Source organism: Paenibacillus tundrae, assembly GCF_036884255.1.
Taxonomy (GTDB): Bacteria; Bacillota; Bacilli; order Paenibacillales; family Paenibacillaceae; genus Paenibacillus.
In genome coordinates this window covers 4,021,295-4,042,215 of record NZ_CP145605.1, presented here as the reverse complement: position 1 = coordinate 4,042,215, position 20,921 = coordinate 4,021,295, and the positions used below count along the sequence as shown (strand labels likewise).

At 43.8% G+C, this 20,921-nt stretch carries 19 protein-coding genes; 12 read left to right on the top strand and 7 right to left on the bottom strand.

Annotated elements, in window-relative coordinates; genetic code table 11:
- Positions 1–109 precede the first annotated feature (109 nt).
- The 3 genes from V6W81_RS18070 to V6W81_RS18060 are packed head-to-tail and all read left to right on the top strand — an operon-like array spanning position 110 to position 1,972.
- Positions 110–562 (top strand): flavodoxin, encoded by a 453-nt coding sequence (locus V6W81_RS18070; protein WP_056689646.1) that lies wholly within the window; start codon positions 110–112, stop codon positions 560–562.
- Between the two features lie 5 nt (positions 563–567).
- Entirely contained in the window at positions 568–1,371 is an 804-nt protein-coding gene (locus V6W81_RS18065) for a hypothetical protein (RefSeq protein WP_338539980.1), read from the top strand.
- 34 nt (positions 1,372–1,405) lie between these two features.
- Positions 1,406–1,972: a nitroreductase family protein gene (locus V6W81_RS18060; RefSeq protein WP_338539979.1), complete on the top strand. Its 567-nt coding sequence runs from the start codon at positions 1,406–1,408 to the stop codon at positions 1,970–1,972.
- Positions 1,973–1,996: 24 nt separating this feature from the next.
- On the opposite strand, the gene V6W81_RS18055 is transcribed toward V6W81_RS18060, so the two are convergent.
- Positions 1,997–3,451, bottom strand: a complete 1,455-nt coding sequence (locus tag V6W81_RS18055; RefSeq protein WP_338539978.1) for a 4-hydroxyphenylacetate 3-hydroxylase family protein — start codon at positions 3,449–3,451, stop codon at positions 1,997–1,999.
- 208 nt (positions 3,452–3,659) lie between these two features.
- A complete protein-coding gene (locus tag V6W81_RS18050; protein ID WP_338539977.1) occupies positions 3,660–3,812 on the bottom strand; it encodes a DUF1540 domain-containing protein in 153 nt (50 codons plus the stop codon).
- A 358-nt stretch (positions 3,813–4,170) separates the two neighbouring features.
- Here V6W81_RS18050 and V6W81_RS18045 point away from each other — a divergent pair, with 358 nt between their 5' ends.
- Positions 4,171–4,983 carry an AAA family ATPase gene (locus tag V6W81_RS18045; protein ID WP_338539976.1) on the top strand — a complete coding sequence of 271 codons (813 nt, stop codon included), beginning with the start codon at positions 4,171–4,173 and terminating at the stop codon, positions 4,981–4,983.
- A 173-nt stretch (positions 4,984–5,156) separates the two neighbouring features.
- Here V6W81_RS18045 and V6W81_RS18040 read toward each other — a convergent pair whose 3' ends face one another.
- On the bottom strand, positions 5,157–5,969 hold the full coding sequence (locus V6W81_RS18040) for an undecaprenyl-diphosphate phosphatase (RefSeq protein ID WP_338539975.1): 813 nt from the start codon (positions 5,967–5,969) through the stop codon (positions 5,157–5,159).
- A 325-nt stretch (positions 5,970–6,294) separates the two neighbouring features.
- On the opposite strand from V6W81_RS18040, the gene V6W81_RS18035 reads away from it, so the two are divergent.
- Positions 6,295–7,317: an ABC transporter substrate-binding protein gene (locus V6W81_RS18035; RefSeq protein ID WP_338539974.1), complete on the top strand. Its 1,023-nt coding sequence runs from the start codon at positions 6,295–6,297 to the stop codon at positions 7,315–7,317.
- Between the two features lie 187 nt (positions 7,318–7,504).
- Here V6W81_RS18035 and V6W81_RS18030 read toward each other — a convergent pair whose 3' ends face one another.
- Positions 7,505–7,915: a MerR family transcriptional regulator gene (locus V6W81_RS18030; protein WP_338539973.1), complete on the bottom strand. Its 411-nt coding sequence runs from the start codon at positions 7,913–7,915 to the stop codon at positions 7,505–7,507.
- A gap of 186 nt (positions 7,916–8,101) precedes the next feature.
- Between V6W81_RS18030 and V6W81_RS18025 the strand changes: the two genes are divergently transcribed.
- Both V6W81_RS18025 and V6W81_RS18020 read left to right on the top strand, forming a co-directional pair.
- A complete protein-coding gene (locus V6W81_RS18025) occupies positions 8,102–9,142 on the top strand; it encodes an NAD(P)-dependent alcohol dehydrogenase (protein WP_145047392.1) in 1,041 nt (346 codons plus the stop codon).
- 336 nt (positions 9,143–9,478) lie between these two features.
- Positions 9,479–9,850, top strand: a complete 372-nt coding sequence (locus V6W81_RS18020) for an iron chaperone (RefSeq protein ID WP_338544026.1) — start codon at positions 9,479–9,481, stop codon at positions 9,848–9,850.
- Between the two features lie 159 nt (positions 9,851–10,009).
- Here the strand turns inward: V6W81_RS18020 and V6W81_RS18015 are convergent, their stop codons facing one another.
- Together V6W81_RS18015 and V6W81_RS18010 are read right to left on the bottom strand one after the other, a co-directional pair.
- Positions 10,010–11,473, bottom strand: coding sequence for a HAMP domain-containing sensor histidine kinase (locus V6W81_RS18015; RefSeq protein WP_338539972.1), 1,464 nt, complete (start codon positions 11,471–11,473; stop codon positions 10,010–10,012).
- The gene (locus tag V6W81_RS18010; protein ID WP_145047390.1) at positions 11,458–12,144 is read right to left on the bottom strand and encodes a response regulator transcription factor; all 687 of its coding nucleotides are present in this window, start codon (positions 12,142–12,144) and stop codon (positions 11,458–11,460) included. Before V6W81_RS18010 ends, V6W81_RS18015 begins: the two co-directional genes overlap by 16 nt.
- Positions 12,145–12,336: 192 nt before the next feature.
- Between V6W81_RS18010 and V6W81_RS18005 the strand changes: the two genes are divergently transcribed.
- The 5 genes from V6W81_RS18005 (at position 12,337) to V6W81_RS17985 (ending at position 20,448) form a co-directional block, all read left to right on the top strand.
- Positions 12,337–13,053 (top strand): YceI family protein, encoded by a 717-nt coding sequence (locus tag V6W81_RS18005; protein ID WP_338539971.1) that lies wholly within the window; start codon positions 12,337–12,339, stop codon positions 13,051–13,053.
- Positions 13,054–13,307: 254 nt separating this feature from the next.
- Positions 13,308–17,696 carry a glycosyl hydrolase 53 family protein gene (locus tag V6W81_RS18000; RefSeq protein ID WP_338539970.1) on the top strand — a complete coding sequence of 1,463 codons (4,389 nt, stop codon included), beginning with the start codon at positions 13,308–13,310 and terminating at the stop codon, positions 17,694–17,696.
- A gap of 200 nt (positions 17,697–17,896) precedes the next feature.
- Positions 17,897–18,937 carry an SPFH domain-containing protein gene (locus V6W81_RS17995; RefSeq protein WP_056689684.1) on the top strand — a complete coding sequence of 347 codons (1,041 nt, stop codon included), beginning with the start codon at positions 17,897–17,899 and terminating at the stop codon, positions 18,935–18,937.
- The gene (locus V6W81_RS17990; RefSeq protein ID WP_338539969.1) at positions 18,934–19,953 is read left to right on the top strand and encodes a sugar kinase; all 1,020 of its coding nucleotides are present in this window, start codon (positions 18,934–18,936) and stop codon (positions 19,951–19,953) included. The genes V6W81_RS17995 and V6W81_RS17990 overlap by 4 nt, the downstream gene beginning before the upstream one ends.
- A 153-nt stretch (positions 19,954–20,106) precedes the next feature.
- Complete coding sequence (locus V6W81_RS17985) at positions 20,107–20,448, top strand: cupin domain-containing protein (protein ID WP_338539968.1); 342 nt, start codon at positions 20,107–20,109, stop codon at positions 20,446–20,448.
- A 161-nt stretch (positions 20,449–20,609) separates the two neighbouring features.
- Here the strand turns inward: V6W81_RS17985 and V6W81_RS17980 are convergent, their stop codons facing one another.
- The gene (locus V6W81_RS17980; RefSeq protein WP_338539967.1) at positions 20,610–20,909 is read right to left on the bottom strand and encodes a metal-sulfur cluster assembly factor; all 300 of its coding nucleotides are present in this window, start codon (positions 20,907–20,909) and stop codon (positions 20,610–20,612) included.
- Positions 20,910–20,921 lie beyond the last annotated feature (12 nt).

The following is a 20,921-nucleotide window of genomic DNA, read 5'->3' as shown; positions in this document are numbered from 1 at the left end:
AAAAATTAATTTGACAATGATAATCATTATCACATATGATTTTGATAATTCAAACGTTACTTCATTCGAGAATTAATATCCATGATTAAATAAAGTGAGGGAATAATAGATGGCTAAATTGTTAGTGGCTTATGCAAGTATGACAGGGAATACAGAAGAGATTGCTGAATTGATTGTGGAAGGAATCAAGCAGAGTGGTCATGAGGCTGATCTCAAGTCTGTAACGGATTGTAATGCAGCGGATGTGCTGGATTATGATGGATTTCTAATTGGAGTATATACCTGGGGAGATGGTGAGCTACCCGATGAGTTTCTAGATTTTTATGAAGAGCTGGATGAGTTAGATCTGACCGGGAAAAGAGCCGCAGTATTTGGTAGTGGTGATACTTCCTATGAGCAGTACTGCGGAGCGGTTGATCTGGCTGCAGAGAAGTTGCAGGAGCGTGGGGCGGAAGTATATCCAGAGATGCTTAAAATCGAATACAGTCCGCTTGAGCAGGAGAAGGATACTTGCCGTGACTTTGGCAAAAAATTCATTGCTGCCGGACTACAGGTGTCCTAGAGAAGATGTTAAAACAACATGTTCAAGCAAGCGTTCCTTTGGGGGTGTCAGGGACCTCAACACGATTGCTTGAAGATTACAAATTAGAGGAGATGCTGCGCAGCCCACACCGGTTCATTCGCCCAGAACCGGAGATCACGCAGGCATCTCAACTTCTATGGAGACATCGAGTCCAGTATGCAGTCAGTCACGCAGTGAATGCCTTTTATAGTATGGATCCGGAAGTGCGTAAAGAAGTGCCTGTCCAGTATATGCTGGAGAAGTGGTGGCCTAAGAAAACAACGGGATTCGAATCGGTGCTCCACTACTGGGAAGTGAAAAATAAGATCATTGATGAGTTATCACGTATCATCCGGACCAATGAAGACCTGCAGCATCCTTCGATTTTGTTCGAACAGTGGAAAACAGAAATTCCTTCGCTGTCTATGGAGCTGTCGATGATTTTTCATGCAGCTTGGCAACCTGAAGGCTGGGATTCGCTATTAATCCAGAAGTATATGGTGGTATATGACCCCAATGTCGTTGAAGCTTTTCAGCACATGGCAAGTGTGTTTTGTTATGAGGCCTTTGGCACACTGCCGGGCATGATTGAAGTGTATTGTTTGTTGGAAGGACGTAAAGTCCGTTTTATGCCTGGGCGCCAGTCCCTTGCTCGTTCTATGGATTATATTCATTTGATCCGAGACAGTGTACCGCAAGCTGAAGACGTAGAATCAGATCAATTCAGTGCACGTGACAAAGCTCGCATCCATGAAGAAGCTGATCGACGTAGAAGTGAATTAGAGACGAAGAAAACCTGGTTAATGTAGAGAAGCTAAAGTGAGATGAAGGAGGATTGATACCATGTCTAGCCATACGAAACATGAGATGGGTAATGTGAGAAGTCAAGCTGGAAGCTGTGAATTTAGTCCACTCCCTGTACCCCAAGCGGTCATTGGACAATTGTTGGATGAAGCAGACCCGTCATTATATGTAATGAGTTCAGAGCCGTGGCGCTTTATGTTGTTCGCCGGGGAAGGACGCCAGTTATACTTGGAGGCAGTTAGACAGAGCTATCCTCCTCACTTGGCTGATCGTTATGGGGATTGGGCTACGTATCAGTACACTGAGGCGATCCCAGCACATCTAGTCGTCGTAGCCCCATCTGCTGCCAGAGAGGATCAATCGTTACCCGCGAAGGCGTGGAGTAGACGATTCTCGTTACTGGCAGCAGAAAAAGGTTTGCATGCTGTGTGGAAGATGAACGATTATCAACATCATCCTGTGTTTATGAATTTGATGGGTCTAACTCCCGAAGAGAAAGTGTTGGGTGTGTTTCACATCGGGTACGGAGACCAGCCAGCGTTCAGGCATGTTGACTATGGCAGACCCGCTTCTGAGCTTATGACGGTGTACGATCATCTCGTTTAAATGATGTAAACGTTACAGATGTCGTCATTCTGCGCCTGCGATGAAACTGCGAACGAGTTCGCGGTAAGTTTGGTCCTTCAAGTAGGCGGCATATAGTCGATTCGATACCGTTATCGAATTGCCGAAGAAGAACCGTTCAAACTGAGTCTGTCTTCCACCGAAGGAACCTGAACCCAGCTCCCAGATCAGACGAAACAGTGCAGTACGTTCTATAGGTGTTGAATCTGTACCTTTAAGATACGTATTGAGGTGAGCAGCTACATCGGATTGGAACTCCTCTTCTTGTGGGATCATGATCATGCCGCTAGATGCTAATAACTGCATCGTGTCGATCATGTCAGGATAGAGTTTCGGATACAAGATGTTCGCTGCCATCAGAGGTTTGGGAGCAGGTAGTAAGAATCCTCTACCATCGGGTATAGCATTGATTTCTGCCGCAATCGCTAACGCCTTTAGCGTTTCAAGCCCTGCTAATATACGAGCTGTTTTTTCAATGACATGAGCTTCAGAGACTTGATCCAGTGTCTCCGTAAGTAACTGTATCGTTCCCAAAATAAATTCTGTCTTGGCAATATAGCGACACAATACCTGATGTCCTGCGTAGATGTGGAAATGACTTCCGCTGAATAAACGTGAGGACATTTCTTCATCTCCTGCGAAGAAGACTCGTTCATGAGGCACCAATACATGGTCAAAAATGACGATGTTATCCATCTCTTCATATCTGGAGCTAAGCGGATAATTATAACGCGAATCTGCAGCATACGTATCTCGGCAGATCATACTGATGCCTGGCAGATCATTAGGGACGGCAAAGGCGAAGGCAAAGGGATTCTCATCATCGAATGGTGCAGGAGAAGGGGAAGGATATACGAAAATCTCATCACAAGTGGCACCCTGGGTCGCCATCATGAATGCACCATTAATGATCAAGCCATCAGGTGTTCGATCTACGATCTTAGCCGCAATGGCATCTTCGGTTGCGTCAATCTGTCCAGATATTTTGCTGGCATGGGGCTGAATGAATGCATGAGAGAGTGTAATGTCATTGTCGCGGCAATAAGCATAGTAGTTTTTTAAATTCTCAGCATATTGTGGTGATAAGTCATTCAGTAGGTCTGCGGCTGTGTAAAACGCCATGATTGCAGTATTCATGTAATCCGGAGAGCGACCTAAGAAGCCATGATGCATATTAGACCATAAATTCATGGAGATTCGGCGTCTCTCCAGATCATCCACGCTTTTGGGTGGAAGAAAGGAAAGACCGACTGGTTTGCCATCGACTGGGGAGGCATAGGTCATCTTAGCCGCAAGCAATGGGTCGTGCTGCATATCATACATTTTGGCCTGAGTATCCATTAAACCAGCAAACGCAAGATGGTCTGAACGGTTTCCGGTCACTAGGTTTCCTTTGTACCACACGGGTACCGTTTGAGCATTGATACGATCGATATACTGTTTGCCATTTTTAACGGGCATCGTTATTCACCTCTTGGATCTAATCGTTCATAGGCATACGCACTGCTTTCGTAGTTTACGTGTGAAGAACGTCCAGTGTGCATCCGAGAGCGATAAGGGAATAACGTTTTTTTGTAAGAAAGGCTTGATAATAATTATCATTCTTGTTACAATACAAAAAGAAAAAGGAACCGGCTAGGGCTCCTTTAACTGTAAACAATTCATTAACTTATTTTACTTCAAAAGTTTTGCAGTCTGTTTCCGCAGACTCACTTGCTTCTTTGGAGCTGTGGCTTACGATATAAATGGAGCTTGCATTACATTTGTTCTCTTGAGCCCAGTGCACACATGAATTTACTTCGCACAATACGTCTTTTGCCATGATTAATAACCTCGCTTTGTAGTGGGATTACATTCGTTGGTATAAGACATATCCAGATTCTGCAAGTTGCCGCTTGCTAATCTGAACTTTATTGCTCTCTAGTACAAGAGGGCTTTTTGCGTTACACACAACGATGCACATTTAGAATAGCAAATAATGTCTCGGCTTGCAACAGTACAAGACTACATGGATGCTTTTTATCCCATGATCTCTCCAGTGTTGGCAAAAAGGGATTTGTGTGATATCTTTTAATAGTAATTATTACGAATAAAAACCGGACGACGGATCATACTTATTTATAGATCATCAACAATTTTAATGCATACCGCTGGATTAGCGTTAAAGGAGAGTTAGCGTAATGAGTAAAACCAATCATATAAATCGGATCCCACGAGCAAAAGGTATTGATATGGCCGCATTCTATTCACCCAAGGAATGTGCACGTAAAGCCAAACATATTGTATTTTCGGCGGAGAACGAACGCATCATTGAAGAGTTTCTAACGATTCTTGGAATGAAGGATCGTTTTGTAGAACACGAGGTTCCGATTCCGAATAAATTAGTCATGTTTGGGCCGCCAGGCACAGGGAAAACGTTAACCGCATCGTATGTGGCAGATCGTCTGAACTTGCCGTTGGTGCTTGTACGTCTGGATGCGATCATTCATAGTCATCTCGGGGAAACGAGTACCAATGTGCGTAAATTGTTCGAATACGCGAAAGTGAATCCTTGCGTGCTCTTCTTGGATGAGTTCGATGCGATTGCGCGTACAAGAGAAAGTAACGACGAGGTAAAAGAGATGGCTAGAGTTGTGAATACGTTGTTGCAATGCCTAGATGAGTTCGAAGGAGACAGTATATGTATTGCTGCAACGAACCTCGAAACACAATTGGATCATGCGATCTGGCGCAGGTTTGATACCAAAATGAATTATGCTATGCCGGATGCTCCAAGTAGGCAACGCTATATCAGCAAACTGGTGGGGCAGTTTGAACACCAGGCTGATGTGCAACATTATATGTGTCAGCGGTTAGAAGGCTGCAGCTTCGCCGATGTGGAGCAGATTATACTCAAAGCCAAAAGAAAAGCGATTATAACGAGCAGCCCTCTGCATGAGCAATTGATCTCAGATGCCTATGATGAATATATGCCACGGTTACTAGGAACCTAATGCAAAGACTGCGATTAGACGTAAGAAATAAACGGACAATGGGTAGTTATAATTGAAAATGAGAATGAAATTTAACATTGAGAATAAGATTCAGGATTTCAACTTATCTCGTGAATGAAATGAAAAAAGGAACAATCTGGCGATAGGCCAGTTGTTCCTTTTTGGTGTTTGTTTTATAAAAAGATAAGCAATAATGTTCCGGCTGCAAAACAGTAATACGAGAAATACTTGAGGTTACCTTTCGCCATAATTCCCATAAACCATCTCATGGAGAAGTAGGTGACGAAAAGTGTTGTAATGAATGCAATCAGATAAGGAATGGCGAGTTGTCCCCGATTTGGATCGTTGGCGATATCTGATACACCCATGATAAGTCCGCCGATACTAATAGGGATATAGAGCATAAACGAGAACTTTAGGGCGGTTTCCTGTTTCATCCCGACAGCAATGGAAGCAATAACCGTAGCACCAGAACGGCTTATGCCTGGAATGAGCGCAACGGCCTGAGCAAGACCAACCAACAGTGCATCCTTAGTGGAGAGATCCCCGTCCTGCTTGCGTCCACGAAGATTGCGAATCAGCCAGAGGGCAACCCCGGTTACTAATAGCGCGATGGCAACGGTGTATACGGACGAGAAGATTTCTTCGATCTTGTCTTTGAACAGAACTGCAGCGACAGCAGCAGGAACTGTACCGATGACTATGTATAAGCAAAACATAAAGTCTGCTTTATATTCTTGTTTTCGCGTTCGCAGATATCCTAATGCACCGATAATTAGTTTTTTAATATCTTCACGGAAAATAAAAACAATCGCGAGTAGAGACGCCGTGTTAGTCAGAATCTCAAAGGACAAACCGTTCTGCTTCAACCCCATAAGTCGTTGGGCAATGATTAGATGTCCACTAGAGGAAACCGGAATGGGCTCTGTCGCACCTTGTACGATTCCTAATAATAAATACTTTAACCACAATATAATGTCTTCCATCTTGTCCTCCTTGAATACGTATCATTGGAACTTCCAATGATCATCTCTTTTTCTCTTATAAGGATACACTACTCTATTGATGATAGTTGTTTAGCTTACTGACTTGCAAGTTTCAATTTCGTAAAGAGTTGAAAAAAATATCATTTACATATGTAAGCAATGGGTTGTATACAAACGGAACCATGACCTTGCTTAAGTGCGTTTGCTGTTGAGGTCATGGGGCGCTCACGTTACTTTAAGACATATGAAATATGCTTGTAAGTTGTTTCATAGCGTGATATTATTTGATAATGATTATCAATATCAAATAAGAGGTGGGTTTATTTTGCGTAAAGGGAAAACTTCTATATGGCTCATGATGGGACTTGCACTTCTGCTCATACTTAGTGCGTGCGGACAATCTGTAGGCACTAATGCGTCAACAGATGAGGGCACTAACGTAACAGCAGAGTCAGAAACGAAGACAGATCAGGATACGACGACAGCTGGCTCTACAACTGCAGAAGAAGAGTTAGTCACATTCCAATCCGATGCAGGAGAAGTTCAGGTGCCTAAAGATCCGAAACGAATCATTGACTTGACCGCATTCACAACCGGTTATTTTGTTGCTCTAGATGCTCCAATTGTTGGAGCTTTAACCGGTGCAATGAACAATAAATATATTAAGGATCAACTGACAGCAGCAGGAGTTACTGATCTGGGTGATGTGCCTACACCCGAGCAACTGGTTAGTTTAAAACCTGATTTATTCATCGTATATACAGGGACAGAGGGAATTGATCAGTTATCGCTCATTGCACCTGTAGTACAGATTGAATATGGTAAACGTCCCTTCAGAGAGCTATTGATCGAACTAGGCAAGTTGACCAACAGAGAAGACAAAGCGCAAGCTTGGATAAGCAATTGGGAAGAGCAGATTAATGAGTTAAAGCCTAAAGTGAAAGAGGCTGTAGGTGACCGTACCGTTTCCATCCTGAACCCTTATGACAAAGGATTATACGTCTTCGGTCATAATTACGGCCGTGGTGGTGAAGTCATCTATGGCGAATTTGGGCTTAAGGCACCAACCAAGGCTCAGGCGGAAGCAATCGACAGTGGAACAGGATGGGCTTCCATCTCCATGGAGGTTTTACCTGAGTATGCGGGAGATATTATCTTCACTAGCCCATGGTCTGGTGATACAAATGATGCTTCGAAAGTCTATGAGCACAACCTATGGAAGAGCCTTCCTGCAGTTAAAGCGAATCATGTGTTCCAACTTGATCCTACCTCGGATACATACAATGATCCGGTAACGCTGGAGGGTCAACTGAAGTTTATTACGGACAGCCTATTATCTGCGAAGTAGCCTATACAATAATTAAAGGATACAAATACAAATAAGACTTCCGTCTAAGTTACGGAGGTCTTATTTGTATTGAAGTTGAGCGTAATGATGAGATGCGAATGAAGTAGCAATGGACAGAAGTTGAAGGTATTAGATTTCAGTGTTACATCACAGGTTAAGTCGATGATATTGGATGTTAACATAACAGTTAATTGGTGATGGGGTTACCATTATTCACCCTGTGTATTTCTTCTGTTCCCGCACTCAGTGCACTCTCATAATACGCGCATTTATGATCGATCACTTCCATCGTCTTCTGTAGCTCCGCAATCTGAGCTTCTACGCTAGCTCTTCGCTCTGTAAACATGTCGTACCTTTGCTTTAACGTAGAGTCTCCTTCAGAGCACCAGGCAATGAAGTCTTTGATATCTTTGATGGGCATTCCGGTTGCTTTCAGACATTGAATGATCTTAAGAAAATCAATGTCAGATTCCTTGAATAACCGAGTTCCACTAGAAGTTCGTTCAACAAAAGGCATGAGCCCTTCCCGATCGTAGTAGCGCAGTGTATATACCGTAAGGTCTAATTTTTTGGCAACCTCGCCAATCGAATATGTCATATATATGATGTTCCTTTCCATTAAGGATAGACTTGGAGTTAACTATAGGAGTGATCCGAGTGAATACTACCATGTCGCATGAATAGATGTCAAAGTTGGAACAAAATAAAAAAAAGTATTTGACCTAGAGTTAACTGTAGGGGGTACGATAATGCTGTATTCGAAATGACTAGGAGGTTTTTTACATTGATTATAGCTAAAGCGAGAGCAGTTGACGGACCAGACCAACAATTTCGAAGTGCCGAAATTAAACGACGGGATCTTGATACCAGTGACGTACTGATCGAGATTAAATATGCGGGCATTTGCCATTCTGACATTCATACTGCACACGGTGACTGGGGGCCTGTGAACTATCCACTCGTTCCTGGACACGAGATTGCTGGCATTGTAACGGATGTAGGTACAGGTGTATCCAAATATAAAGTGGGCGACCGCGTAGGTGTTGGATGTATGGTGGATTCTTGTGGCGAGTGTGCAAATTGCCGCAAAGGTGAAGAGCAATACTGTCTCAAAGGAAATATTCAGACCTATGCTGGGGTAGACAAATATGGTGAGCCTACGCAAGGTGGTTATTCTACACATATCGTTGTAACAGAGAACTTCGTTGTTCGAATCCCTGATAATATTGCGCTTGATGCCGCTGCACCATTGCTGTGCGCAGGTATTACGACGTATTCACCACTACATCACTGGGGAGCTGGCCCAGGCAAAAAAGTAGCGGTTGTAGGTATGGGTGGACTTGGTCATATGGCAGTTAAAATTGCACATGCGATGGGTGCGGAGGTTACCGTATTATCCCAATCACTCAGCAAAAAAGAAGACGGCCTGCAATTTGGCGCTGCCCATTATTATGCGACAAGTGAACCGGAAACGTTTGAGAAACTTGCGGGTTCTTTTGACCTGATGATTAATACGGTAAGTGCCAGTATTGACATTAATGCATACCTGTCTCTGCTCACGCTGGATGGTACAATCGTTAACGTTGGTGCGCCAGCAGAACCATTGCCCGTACAAGTATTTTCACTCATCGGTCACCGTCGTTCGTTCGCGGGCTCAATGATTGGTGGTATTCGTGAGACACAGGAAATGCTCGACTTCTGTGCAGAACATAATATTGCTCCCAACATTGAAGTGATTTCGGCTGACCAGATTGACGAAGCTTACAAACGTGTACTGGCTTCAGATGTGAAATATCGCTTTGTTATTGATACGAGCACGATTTAATAGAATCCATTCGATAATAACTACCTAATCGTCATTGATTAGCGCACGTATATAAGCACGTAATAGAGCAGGTATACTAAAAAGCAGATAACCTTTGTGGTTACTGCTTTTTTTGCTCTCTTTGCTTGTACGAGTATGTATGTGTGTTTGCTATTAGGGACTGTGTTGGCAAATGCTATTCATTAGTTCGATTGAACGCAGTGATGCATCAGGTTGTTTAGTTGTTTGAGACATGGATTATACTAAAAGCAGCAGTAATGATGCGTTTTGATTAAAAGGTAATTAGAACTCCGTATTCATGATAGAATGGATTGGAGTAAAAGGGGGAGGAAGATGATGGAGACTTTTGCAGAATATTTAGCAAGCATTGATAACCCGGAGCATAAGGAACGAACCGAAGAGGTTCTGAAATGGATTACGGAGAAGTTCCCAAGTTTGAAAACCAAAATTGCTTGGAATCAGCCGATGTTTACCGACCATGAGACCTTTATTATCGGTTTTAGCGTGTCGAAGCAGCATCTAGCTGTTGCTCCAGAGAAAGTAGTCATTGATCAGTTCTCAGAAGAAATCGTTCAGGCGGGTTATGAGCATACCAATCAGCTTATTCGTATGAAGTGGAAATTGCCGATTGATTATTCGTTACTTGAAAGAATCATTGAGTTTAACATTAAAGATAAGGCAGATTGCACTACTTTTTGGCGCAAATAGTCAGAGAAGTTAGAGACTTTTGCACAATTCACCTCATAGAGTAAATAAAACGCGCACCGATAGATCATCGGTGCGCGTTGGTAGCTTGTCACTCGCTTCATATACTCCGCAGGTGAGGCAAGTAGGTTGTTCATTTTTGATATAACTTTTAATAGATAACTAGGCTTTAACTGGTGAAGGATACGTTTGTTCTTTAGTCACATGTTTAGGTATCTTCCAACGTGGCAGTCTTAACGTGAACTTACTTCCATTAGGCGTGCTTGAGGCAAGAGACAGTTCACCGTTTTGGGCGTTGGCCAGCAGTCTGCTATAGGTAAGACCGAGACCCAAGCCACGATTTCTACGTTTTTTTATCTCTCCGCGGTAGAAGCGTTCAAATATTTTGGATTGATCAGCTTCCGATATACCGGAGCCATAATCCTGTACATCAATGAATAGATGGTCTTCTTCTGCCCGCAATTCAATGTCAAATTTGGCTGTTTGACCCGAAGGAGTAGCTTGAAGCCCATTATTCAGTAAATTAACGATAATTTGCTGAATTCGCAGGGTGTCACCAATGGTGTATAGTGGGCCAGCAGGCGCATGTAGTTCAACCTCAGGTGTCTTATCTTCGTACGCAATCTTCCACTGATAGATGATCTCGCCAACTAATAATTGCAGATCTGTTCGTTCCTTACGAACAGCAACGCTTCCGGCAGACATGGCATTGTAATCTAGTAGATCTGCAATCATCCGCTCCATACGTTCCGATTCCTTCAAAGCGATATCCAAAAATTCTTTTCCTTCCTGAGGACTGACCACGTCGTCGCGTACTGCCATCACGAGCCCTTTAATAGAAGTGACCGGTGTCTTCAGTTCATGGCTCACCCCTGCCAAGGAGAGGGTACGCCATTCCTCAAGTTGTCTTAGACGTGTCGCCATATCTCGGAAAGAGCTCACGAGTTCCGTAATCTCACGCTCCCGTGTATTGATATCAAGACTCACGTCGTAATTGCCACCACGAATTTGTTCAGCTGCATAAGCAACTTGCCGAATAGGTCGGGACAACTTATTAGATAGCAGATAGATCGTAAACCATCCACATAGAATTAATCCGCCCAGAATCAAAAGTACAAGCCACATCGTCTCTGGACCGAATGTAAGAGATTGCTTCGACTGCATTACCCATACTTTTCCAAACGATTGATCACCTTCATTAATACTGACGGTTACTCCTGCATATTTGTTGTTTCTTGGTTCACGAAAGTCGTCAGACAGTCGATAAAACACCTCTTCTTGTGTCATTTTAGGCTGAGAGAAAATCAATTGATTGTTGTTATCCAACACCATGACACAGAAATAATGATCTGTATTGAATAGTTTCTCCCTCTTGGTTACCATGGTGTCTAGATCGGGTGGTACATGAAGCTTATTATTGTCAATAGTCACTCGATCGGCAATCTCCAGCCCTAATAACTCTGCAGTTTTTAGACTTTTCTCAATAGAGGTTGTACGAATCCAGTAGAGTGCTCCTGCGACAATAATGGTGAATCCAATGCACAAGATTAGAAAATAACGAAGTGTCCAGTGGGACAAAATGGATGTTGAACGTCTCGGCCCTTTCCGTCTCAGTTTGCGATCCAAAATTGATACCCCATTCCTCGCAACGTCCGAATTTCTCCAGTCTCTGGCAACCAGTGAGAGAGTGCCTGACGTAGTCGTTTAATTGATAAATCTACAGCACGATCACTGCCATCATAGTCCATGCCCCACACTTGTTCGATCAGATGATCTCTTGTAAATGTACGATTTGGATATTCAGATAGAAATATAAGTAATGATAGGTCGCGTGGCGTGAGTGCAACCTCGGCGCCGTTAAGCAATACCTGCTTGGCAGCGAGATCAATAACGAGATTGCCGTAACAGCGTTTATCTTCACCACCCGAAGTGTAATGAGGGTTACGTCGCAGCACAGCATTAACTCTGGCAACCACCTCTTCGGGAACAAATGGTTTGCTCATATAATCGTCAGCACCGGCATTTAGTCCATTGAGACGATCTCGGATGTCATCCAGTGCGGTTAGCATGATCACAGGACAAGCACTTTTTTCACGAATAATGCGCAGCAGATCCCATCCGTCCATTCCAGGTAGCATTACATCAAGTAATACAAGGGAAGGATTTACGGATTCGAAAAGGTTAAGTGCAGTGGGGCCATCTGCTGCATGATGCACCTCGAATTCTGCTTTTCTCAGATAAGCAGCCAATACCCGGGCAATGGCTTGCTCATCTTCGACGATGAGTATGGATTTCAAGAAAAGCGGTCTCCTTTCACTTCAGAAGCTTGTGTACTGATTTTACATGAGCAAGCGCATAATGCCAATCCTGTATTAGAGGATTCAAAAAAAATTGTAACATGTTCTTGTTTGACTTCTTCCTGACACATTGGGCTGATATTATCCATATCAACAAGTAACCTAACCAATAATGTACTGGAGGAAAAATAAATGAACAAGAAGACAAAAACATGGATTATTACAGGAGTAGCCGCAGTGGCTATTTTCGGGGGTGGAGGATACTATCTCACCAATAGTTACCTCGGCAACAACGTCGAAATCGAGCAAGTGCTCCCTGCAAGTACAGCAACATCAACCACAGCAGTAGATAGCACAGGAACGCCTGTAGCGAATGATGTTGTTGGCGCAGAGCAATTGAATGGAGACTGGAACATCAGCGAAGGCTCAAAAGTATATTTCTCTGTAACAACTTCACAGGAAACCGTCAATTTTGTGGACGAGCAGGTATCTGGTAAATGGACAATCAATGTAGATGACGCATCGCAGATGAAAGCAGAAGGACAGATTGAGATGGACGGTATTGACTCTGGCAACGGCCAGCGCGACGGACATGTGAAAGAAGCGGATTTCTTCGATATTGCTACATACCCTCAAGCAACGTTTACAGCTACCTCATTTGAAGGTCTACCAGCGGAATGGCCTGTAGGTCAGACGGTTGATGTGAAAATGAATGGAACATTGACTGTAAAAGGTGTTGAAAAAGAAGTCACTTTTGATGCAAAAGCTGCGTATGACAATGATCAGGTATTGTTGTCTGCGACTTCAATGGTAACGTTCGAAGACTTCGGTATGGAAAACCCTCACTCTGTTGTTCTCTCAACAGAGAATGACATTAAGCTACAGTTGGAGTTGAAACTCACGAAATAAGAAAAGCATCAATGGCACAAAAGCGAATCTGTTCTGTTCTACCTGAGGGTAGCGGAACAGATTCTTTTTGCTGTCTATTAATTCTAACAAGGCGACCAGGATGTGCTGAACTAGTTGCGACACACAATTTGTTAAAAAAACTGCTGTTTCCTTTGGATTATACCGTGTCGTCTATCAACCTGAAGCGCTTACAATAAAAAAGGTTAAACGCATTCATTGATCGATTTACAACGATAAAAAGGGGGAGATCAAGAGTGAACAAGAGGTACATAAGTGGTTGCCTTGTGTTGCTACTGTTATTTTGTGAGCTAGGTTTGTTGGTTCAGCCGGCAGACGCGGCAACGAAGGTGAATGTAGCATTGAATAAAGAGGTGACGGTTAGCACCGAATACTTGGAATGGGAGAGTAGTAAAGACCATTTAGTAGATGGGAAGATGGATACACATTGGAGCGCAAAAGAAAAAGCTACGGAAGAGGCTCCTCAATGGATCGAAATTGATCTGGACGGAGAGTTTCGCTTAAACGGGGCAGAGATTGTATTGAAAGAACAAAAGAAGATTCATCTTGATGTTGAGGTATCATTGGATGGGGAGAATTGGGAGCAAGTAGCTACTCATAGAGAAGAAACAACAGAGCAGCAGCTCAATTTTGACTTTCAAACCGATCTAGTTCGATATGTAAAAGTGACTATTCCATTTTATGATCAACAGGGGGCATGGCCAACGCTGTCCGAGATTCGTATTTTTGGACAACAAGAAGGACGTGAGCCAGAAAATATTACAGCTTATGATGCCGTGAATATCACGACAATCATTGGTGGTGCGCCTGTCTTACCTACAGAGATTCGGGCACAATATGGTGCGGATCAATCAGGGAATGTAGCTGTAGTCTGGGATCATATTGACCCTGAACAATATCAGTTGGCTAACACATTCAGTGTAAACGGTCATGTGGAAGGTGCAACAATTCAACCTACCGCTTCGGTAACGGTACAAGGATATCAGGATGATTTTATCAGAGGTGTCGATATCTCCACGTTAACGGCCATTGAAGACAAGAAGGGTAAATTCCTCGACAGTAACGGTACCGAAAGGGACTTGCTAGATATTCTTAAAGACCGTGGTGTGAATTATGTCCGTATTCGCTTGTGGAATGATCCACAGAAATCAGGAGGCTATAACGATAAAGAAGATGTCATCCGTTTAGCCAAGCGAGTGAAAGAAAAGGGCATGAAAATCCTGCTCGATTTCCATTACTCGGATGAGTGGGCGCATCCGGGTCAGCAGCTACGTCCCAAAGCATGGGAAGATCTGACCTTCGATCAGTTGAAGCAGGCTGTATACGATTATACGTATGAGGTTGTTGGTGAAATGAAGGAAGAAGGTGCCATGCCAGACATGGTGCAGATTGGTAACGAGATTAACAGCGGTGTGCTTAATGGATACGTGAGTACAGTGAATCAGACGGAAAATGTGGCTCTGCTACAGCGTGGTGTTGATGCTGTACGTGACCTCGAAGGAGATCAGCACGTTCAGATTATGATCCATCTGGCTGAAGGTGGACAAGCGGATATGTTCGATACCTACTTCGGTGAATTGGAGAAAGGAAAACTGGATTATGATGTTATTGGTCTCTCTTATTATCCGTTCTGGCACGGTACGTTCGCAGATGTACAGGAAACGATGAACCGAGTATCCCAGAAATACAAAAAAGATGTCGTTATTGCTGAAACATCGTATCCATTTTCCTTCAAAAATGGTGATGCTCATGGCAATATTATTGGCGGCCCGGACAAGTTAAATATCGGAGGCGCGACATTCCCAGCAACAGTGCAAGGTCAATATGACGCCATTGCTGGCATCATGGACTTGATTGCCGAAGTGCCCGAAGGTCGTGGGGCTGGGTTCTTCTATTGGGAGCCAGCATGGATTCCTGCTGGAGTGGGCTGGATTGCTTCCGAAGGGGATGCTTGGGAAAATCAAGCGATGTTCGACTACGATGAATTCCCTGGGAACGGAGGATATTCCTTAGAAGGACGTGCACTGCCATCCCTTGATGTGTATAAACGCGGAATGCAGAATGTTCCTGCAGATCGTCAGCATTTATCTGCTGCAATTACACGCGCACAAGGTTTGGTAGCCGCAGATTTCGAAGAAGAGAGCTGGCAATTACTCGCACCAGCGATTGAAGCTGCTAAGTCTGTATACCGTATGGCATATACATCAGCAGGCGTAACGCAAGAAGAAACGAATGCTGCAACCGAGTCCCTTAAGCAAGTCATGGATTCAATGGAAGTAATCCCTGCGAATCGAGCGTTGCTCGAAGCTAAGGTAATAGAAGCCCGGACATACAAGGAATCGGATTGGTCAGCGGTCACATGGGGGATTTTTACTAAGGCGCTTGCACATGCGAGTCAGGTTCTATCAGATCCTAGAGCGACCCAGACTGACGTAGATGCGGCGGAGAAACGTTTACATGAAGCCATTAGCGGACTATCTGATGTAGACAAAACCAAATTAACGTTGCTGATTGGTGAGATGCAGCAGCAGAATGTATCATCGTATACCCATCGAAGCTGGAAGACGCTAATGGATGCGTTGCAGGCTGCAATCGTTGTGAGAGATAAGCAAAGTGCAGTGCAATCTGAGGTTAATCAAGCTTTGGAAACATTGCAACAGGCCAATCAAAGTCTTGTTCGCCTGCAAGCTCTAGCAACTCATAAGACAGCGACGGCTTCTTCAAGTGCTGGAACAGGTGGGGGACAAGCGAATTCACCAGAAGGAGCGATTGACGGAAATACAACGACGTCATGGGGGACTGATCAGAGCGTAGATAGCTGGTGGGAAGTAGACCTGGGTGAGGTTGCGTCTGTCCGCACGATTGAAATGTCGATGTGGAGTGGTGGTATTAAGTACAAGATTGAGGTCTCTAAAGATGGTAGTAAATACGTAAAAGTCGTGGACACAACAAGTGATGTTATTGTTTCAACTGGGCCAAGACACGTTCTCCCTGATCAGACACAAGCACGTTATATTAAGGTTACGATAACAGCGGGACCAGAATGGGTAGGGTTTATGGATTTTGAAGCATATGGTACGTTCCCAGCAGATAAATCGGCTCTCGAAACAACCGTGAATTCAGTAGCCAAACTGCAACAAAATGATTATACATTAGCAAGCTGGAATGAGTTCAGCAAGGCGCTTGTGCACGCGAAGTCTATTATCCAAGATGAAGAAGCGTCCGTGCAAGATGCTAGCACTGCTAATGAAGAGTTAAAGGCTGCGATGCATAAACTCGAACGGCAAGACGCTACTCCTGGCTCGGGGCAGCCTTCGCAGCCGTCTCAACCATCACAGCCAAGTGAACCATCACAACCGTCACAACCGTCCAGTTCAGGATCGGTTCCATCAACGGGAAATTCCAATGGTGTGACACCGGCTGACACAAATAGTCGACCTGAGAAAGGCGCGATTACTGTAGAGGGTATCTTAACAGGTAATGGACACTATTCGATTCGTCCGACTGCACAGCAATTAAACGAAGCGATTCAATCGATGGGTGCAGGAGAACATCAGTTAAAGCTCATTGCTAATCTACCTGACAACTCCAAAGCTGTATCGTTCCAATTAGACACGAATCAACTTGCAGAATGGGTGCGTTCGCAGACGATTAAGTCACTAGATCTAATAGTAGGACAGACATCAATTCGCATTCCACTGAACTCTATTCCGTTACAAGATGAACAAACTGCCGGAACCTTTGATGTTGAGGTGTCTGAAGGATCAAATATAGCTTTAACGGAATCACAAAAAGCAGCCATCGGTAACCGATCCATCCTTAACGTTAATGTATTGATGAATGGGAAGCCAATGGCGTGGACAGATAGAGCGATTGAAGTCGTCATGTCCAATGAAGGCGAGCTTCAAGGAAGCGATACCGTTCGAATTGTACAATCGCTATCGGAGAATGGTGAGATGAAGCCGGTAATGTACTCTGTAGCGAATGACAAGAACGAAAGCATTGCGTTCAAGCCTACACAATCCGGAAGTTTCGTCATTACTGAAGTTCAAGTTCCGTTAAACGATTTGCAAAATCATCATTGGGCGAAACCAGAGGTGCAGAACCTCTATGGTAAAGGGATTATCAATGGCATGAATGCCACAAGCTTTGTTCCAGATGGTAACCTGACACGTGCACAATTTTTGCAAATGATCATTAAAGGAATGGGAGATTCACGCCTGCCAGAAGCAAGTGTGCAGACTCCAACAGATGTGAAGGAAGGTCAATGGTATGCAGATGCGGTGCGAATCGGTGTGCAGATGAATATAATCCAAGGCCGAGCAGATGGAACCTTTGGCGCGAATGAGCCTGTTTCCAGAGAAGATATGGCGGTTATGCTGAATCGTGCTTTGCAATCTTTGAAGCAAGAAACGGATACAGCAGCTCCTACGGCGCAAGAAGGGAATACATTTGAAGATCATACAGCCATTGCTGGGTATGCAAGAGAAGCTGTAGCGTCGATGCAGCAACTTGGACTATTAAATGGCATGGCAGATGGTACGTTTGCGCCTAAACAAACGGCTAATCGTGCACAAGGTGCTGTTGCAGTCGCGAGACTGATGGAACAGCTGTATGCAGAATAATAACATGTAAGCAGGAGAGATCGGGTCATAAGACTCGATCTTTTTTTGTCCAGACAATGTATCTCTATCTCTATTAGATGTATTTTCCTACCTCAAAAAAAGAAATCCAAAAATCATTAATGTCATATTGACATTAACAAATTTGTTTGTTATCATTTCGATAATATCATTATGACTATATTGGAAATGGGGAATGAACCATGTTCGGATTTCGATTTGTAAAATTTCAGCCAAGTGAATATGTGATGAAAGTGAAGAACGGTCAGGTACAGCGTCAAGGCGTAGGTTTATCCTTCACATATTATGAACCAACCACTTCGGTTGTCGTGTTACCTGTATCCTCTGTAGAAGTACCTTTTATGTTCGAAGAAATAACTGCAGATTATCAGACCGTAACGGTTCAGGGACAACTTAGCTACCGTATTGTGGATTACATGAAAATTACACAAAGCTTGAATTATACGTATAACTTACGTAAAAATCAGTACATTTCCGATGACCCCAGTAAGCTTGATCAACGTGTGATCACGATTGCCAAAGTCTTGACCAAGAAGCATCTAGAACAAATGCCATTGAAGGAAGCAATACAATCCAGTGAACGGCTTGTAACGAGTATGAAACGTGAGGTTGCACAGAGCCAAGAACTGGAGAAGCTGGGCGTAGAGCTAATGAGTTTATCGATTCTGGCGATTTTGCCTAACAAAGAAACGATGCGTGCGCTGGAAGCGCAGGCTCGGGAAGAAATTTTGCGTCAGGCTGATGAAGCATTATATGTGCGTCGTAATGCGTCCATCGAGCAGGAGCGTAAGGTGAAGGAAAACGAACTGAATACGGAAATCGCAGTTGAATCCAAAAAGCGGCAAATTCGAGAAACGCAATTACAGGCAGAACGTTCCATCAAACAAAAGCAAAATGAGATGGAGCAGGAGCAGCTCCAATTCAATACAGCGATGGAAGAACGAAAACAACAGCTGATTGAGCTGACGATTGCCAATCGGAATGCAGAAGCAGACGCCAAAGCTTACGAAATGGCAGCTGTAATGAAATCACTGCAGGATGTAGAACCGACCGTTCTGCAGGCCATGGCGAATATGGGGATGAATTCGGATAAACTTATTGCAATTGCATTCCAGGAACTGGCGGAGAATGCAGGTAAGATCGGACAACTGAATATCTCACCTGATCTGCTGCAAGGTTTGATGTCTAACTCGAATAGAGAGCAAGGGGGTAGAGGACGATGAGACGATTGGCAACCGAAAAGTCAGCATCCATGCCAGCGACGGAAGAGCATCGACTAACGGAACATAAACTTATTTTGATTAAACGACGAACACGGCTGGAGGAGTTGATCGTTCGTTATAATACGGTACAGCAAGCACAGTTCTATATTGAACGTCTTGGGGCGGACTTTAATGATTATATTGCAGAGGATGCTTGTTATCGGGAGTCCGTGAAGCAAGCGCAACAGATTCTTGGTTCGCTCGGAAGAGTTCATACGATAGATCGGGAGCATGTGCCCAATTTTATATTTGGTAAACAGGATATTATCATTGTTGTAGGTCAGGATGGTCTTGTTGCAAATACACTCAAATATCTATCAGAGCAGCCGCTTATTGGGGTTAATCCTGATCCAATGCGTTGGGATGGGGTGCTGCTTCCTTTTACGGTAGAGGATCTGCGCTTTATTATTCCTGACGTGATGCGTAGACGGCGTTCACTAAAAGAAGTCACGATTGCCAAAGTTGAACTGAATGATGGTCAGTATCTCTATGGGGTCAACGATCTGTTTATTGGTCGGAAGACACATGTTTCAGCTCGTTATGAAGTGCAATTTGGTTCAGCCGTAGAACGGCAATCCTCTAGTGGTGTGATCGTATCCACAGGGATGGGCTCTACGGGCTGGTTCAAAAGTGTGCTGGCAGGTGCGACTGGCATTGTAAACTCGGAGGCCTGGCAGCATATGAACACAAACGATGAATTAACGACTACGGATAGGGGACAACAAAGGATGGAGCATTTTGGTTGGGACGCACCCTACCTCTACTTCACTGTTCGCGAGCCATTCCCTAGCCGTACAACAGCCGCCAATGTTGTGTTTGGACAGATCCATGCGAACCAACCCTTACGGATGGTATCCCAGATGCCAGAAGATGGAGTAATATTCAGCGATGGTGTTGAACAGGATTTTCTTGAATTTAATTCAGGTGTGGAGGCGACCATTAATCTTGCGGATAAACGAGGGCAGTTAGTCGTATAATGTCTCCATTTTGTATACCTACAATAAGATCAGACTTAAATATCGGGATAGTCATTCACATAGCCTGGGATTTCTTGATTTAGATCAAGGATTTTCAGGCTATAACACGTTATGATGGATGTAATCACAGATTACAGAGGAGGATGAATGAATATGAGTATCACATCATTGCAATCCGTAAAAGAATTTAGTGCAGAACGCTTTACTAAACGGGTGTTATTCCGACACGATGGCGGTGTCACATTTGTACTTCATTTTTTACCAGGTCAGCAGCTTCCGGTACACAAACACCCAGGGACAGATGTTATCTTGCTGGTCGTTGAAGGCACAGGAACGATGATTCTGGATGGAGTTGAACAGGAGGTCAAGCAAGAGGACGTGATCTGTTGCGGAGGAGAGACGGAATTTGCCTTCCATAATACAGGTAACAGTGAGACTCGTTTATTTGTAACGCTAAACAAGGTGCCTAACGAATCCTACGCGCAAAATATATAGGAAGAACAAGTCACACTTTATAATCATGTGTAATTACACCTGTAGATCGTAGCATGTAATCATGAACTTGATAACGGTTAAACAACAAAAAGCGTACTTACATCTCTGGTAGGAACAGAGCTTAAGTACGTTTCTTTGTGATATGAATACATCAGTCGATGTCAGAAATATCCTAACATCTCTTTGGCTTCTTTAGACATCAGCTGAGGTGACCATTGAGGCTCCCATACAACTTGTACATCGATATTAGTCTTGCCTGTATTTTCTTGTAACACCCACTTCACGGCGCCAACAATCGTATCATGTAGTGGGCAACCAGGGGTGGTCAGAGTCATTCGTACGTGCACACGCTCAGGTTCTTCACGTACTTCATATACAAGTCCAAGATCAACAATGTTGACGCCTAACTCAGGGTCATATACTTCCTTCAGACATTCTAACAAGTCTGTTGTTTGTTCCATGGTTATCGCTCT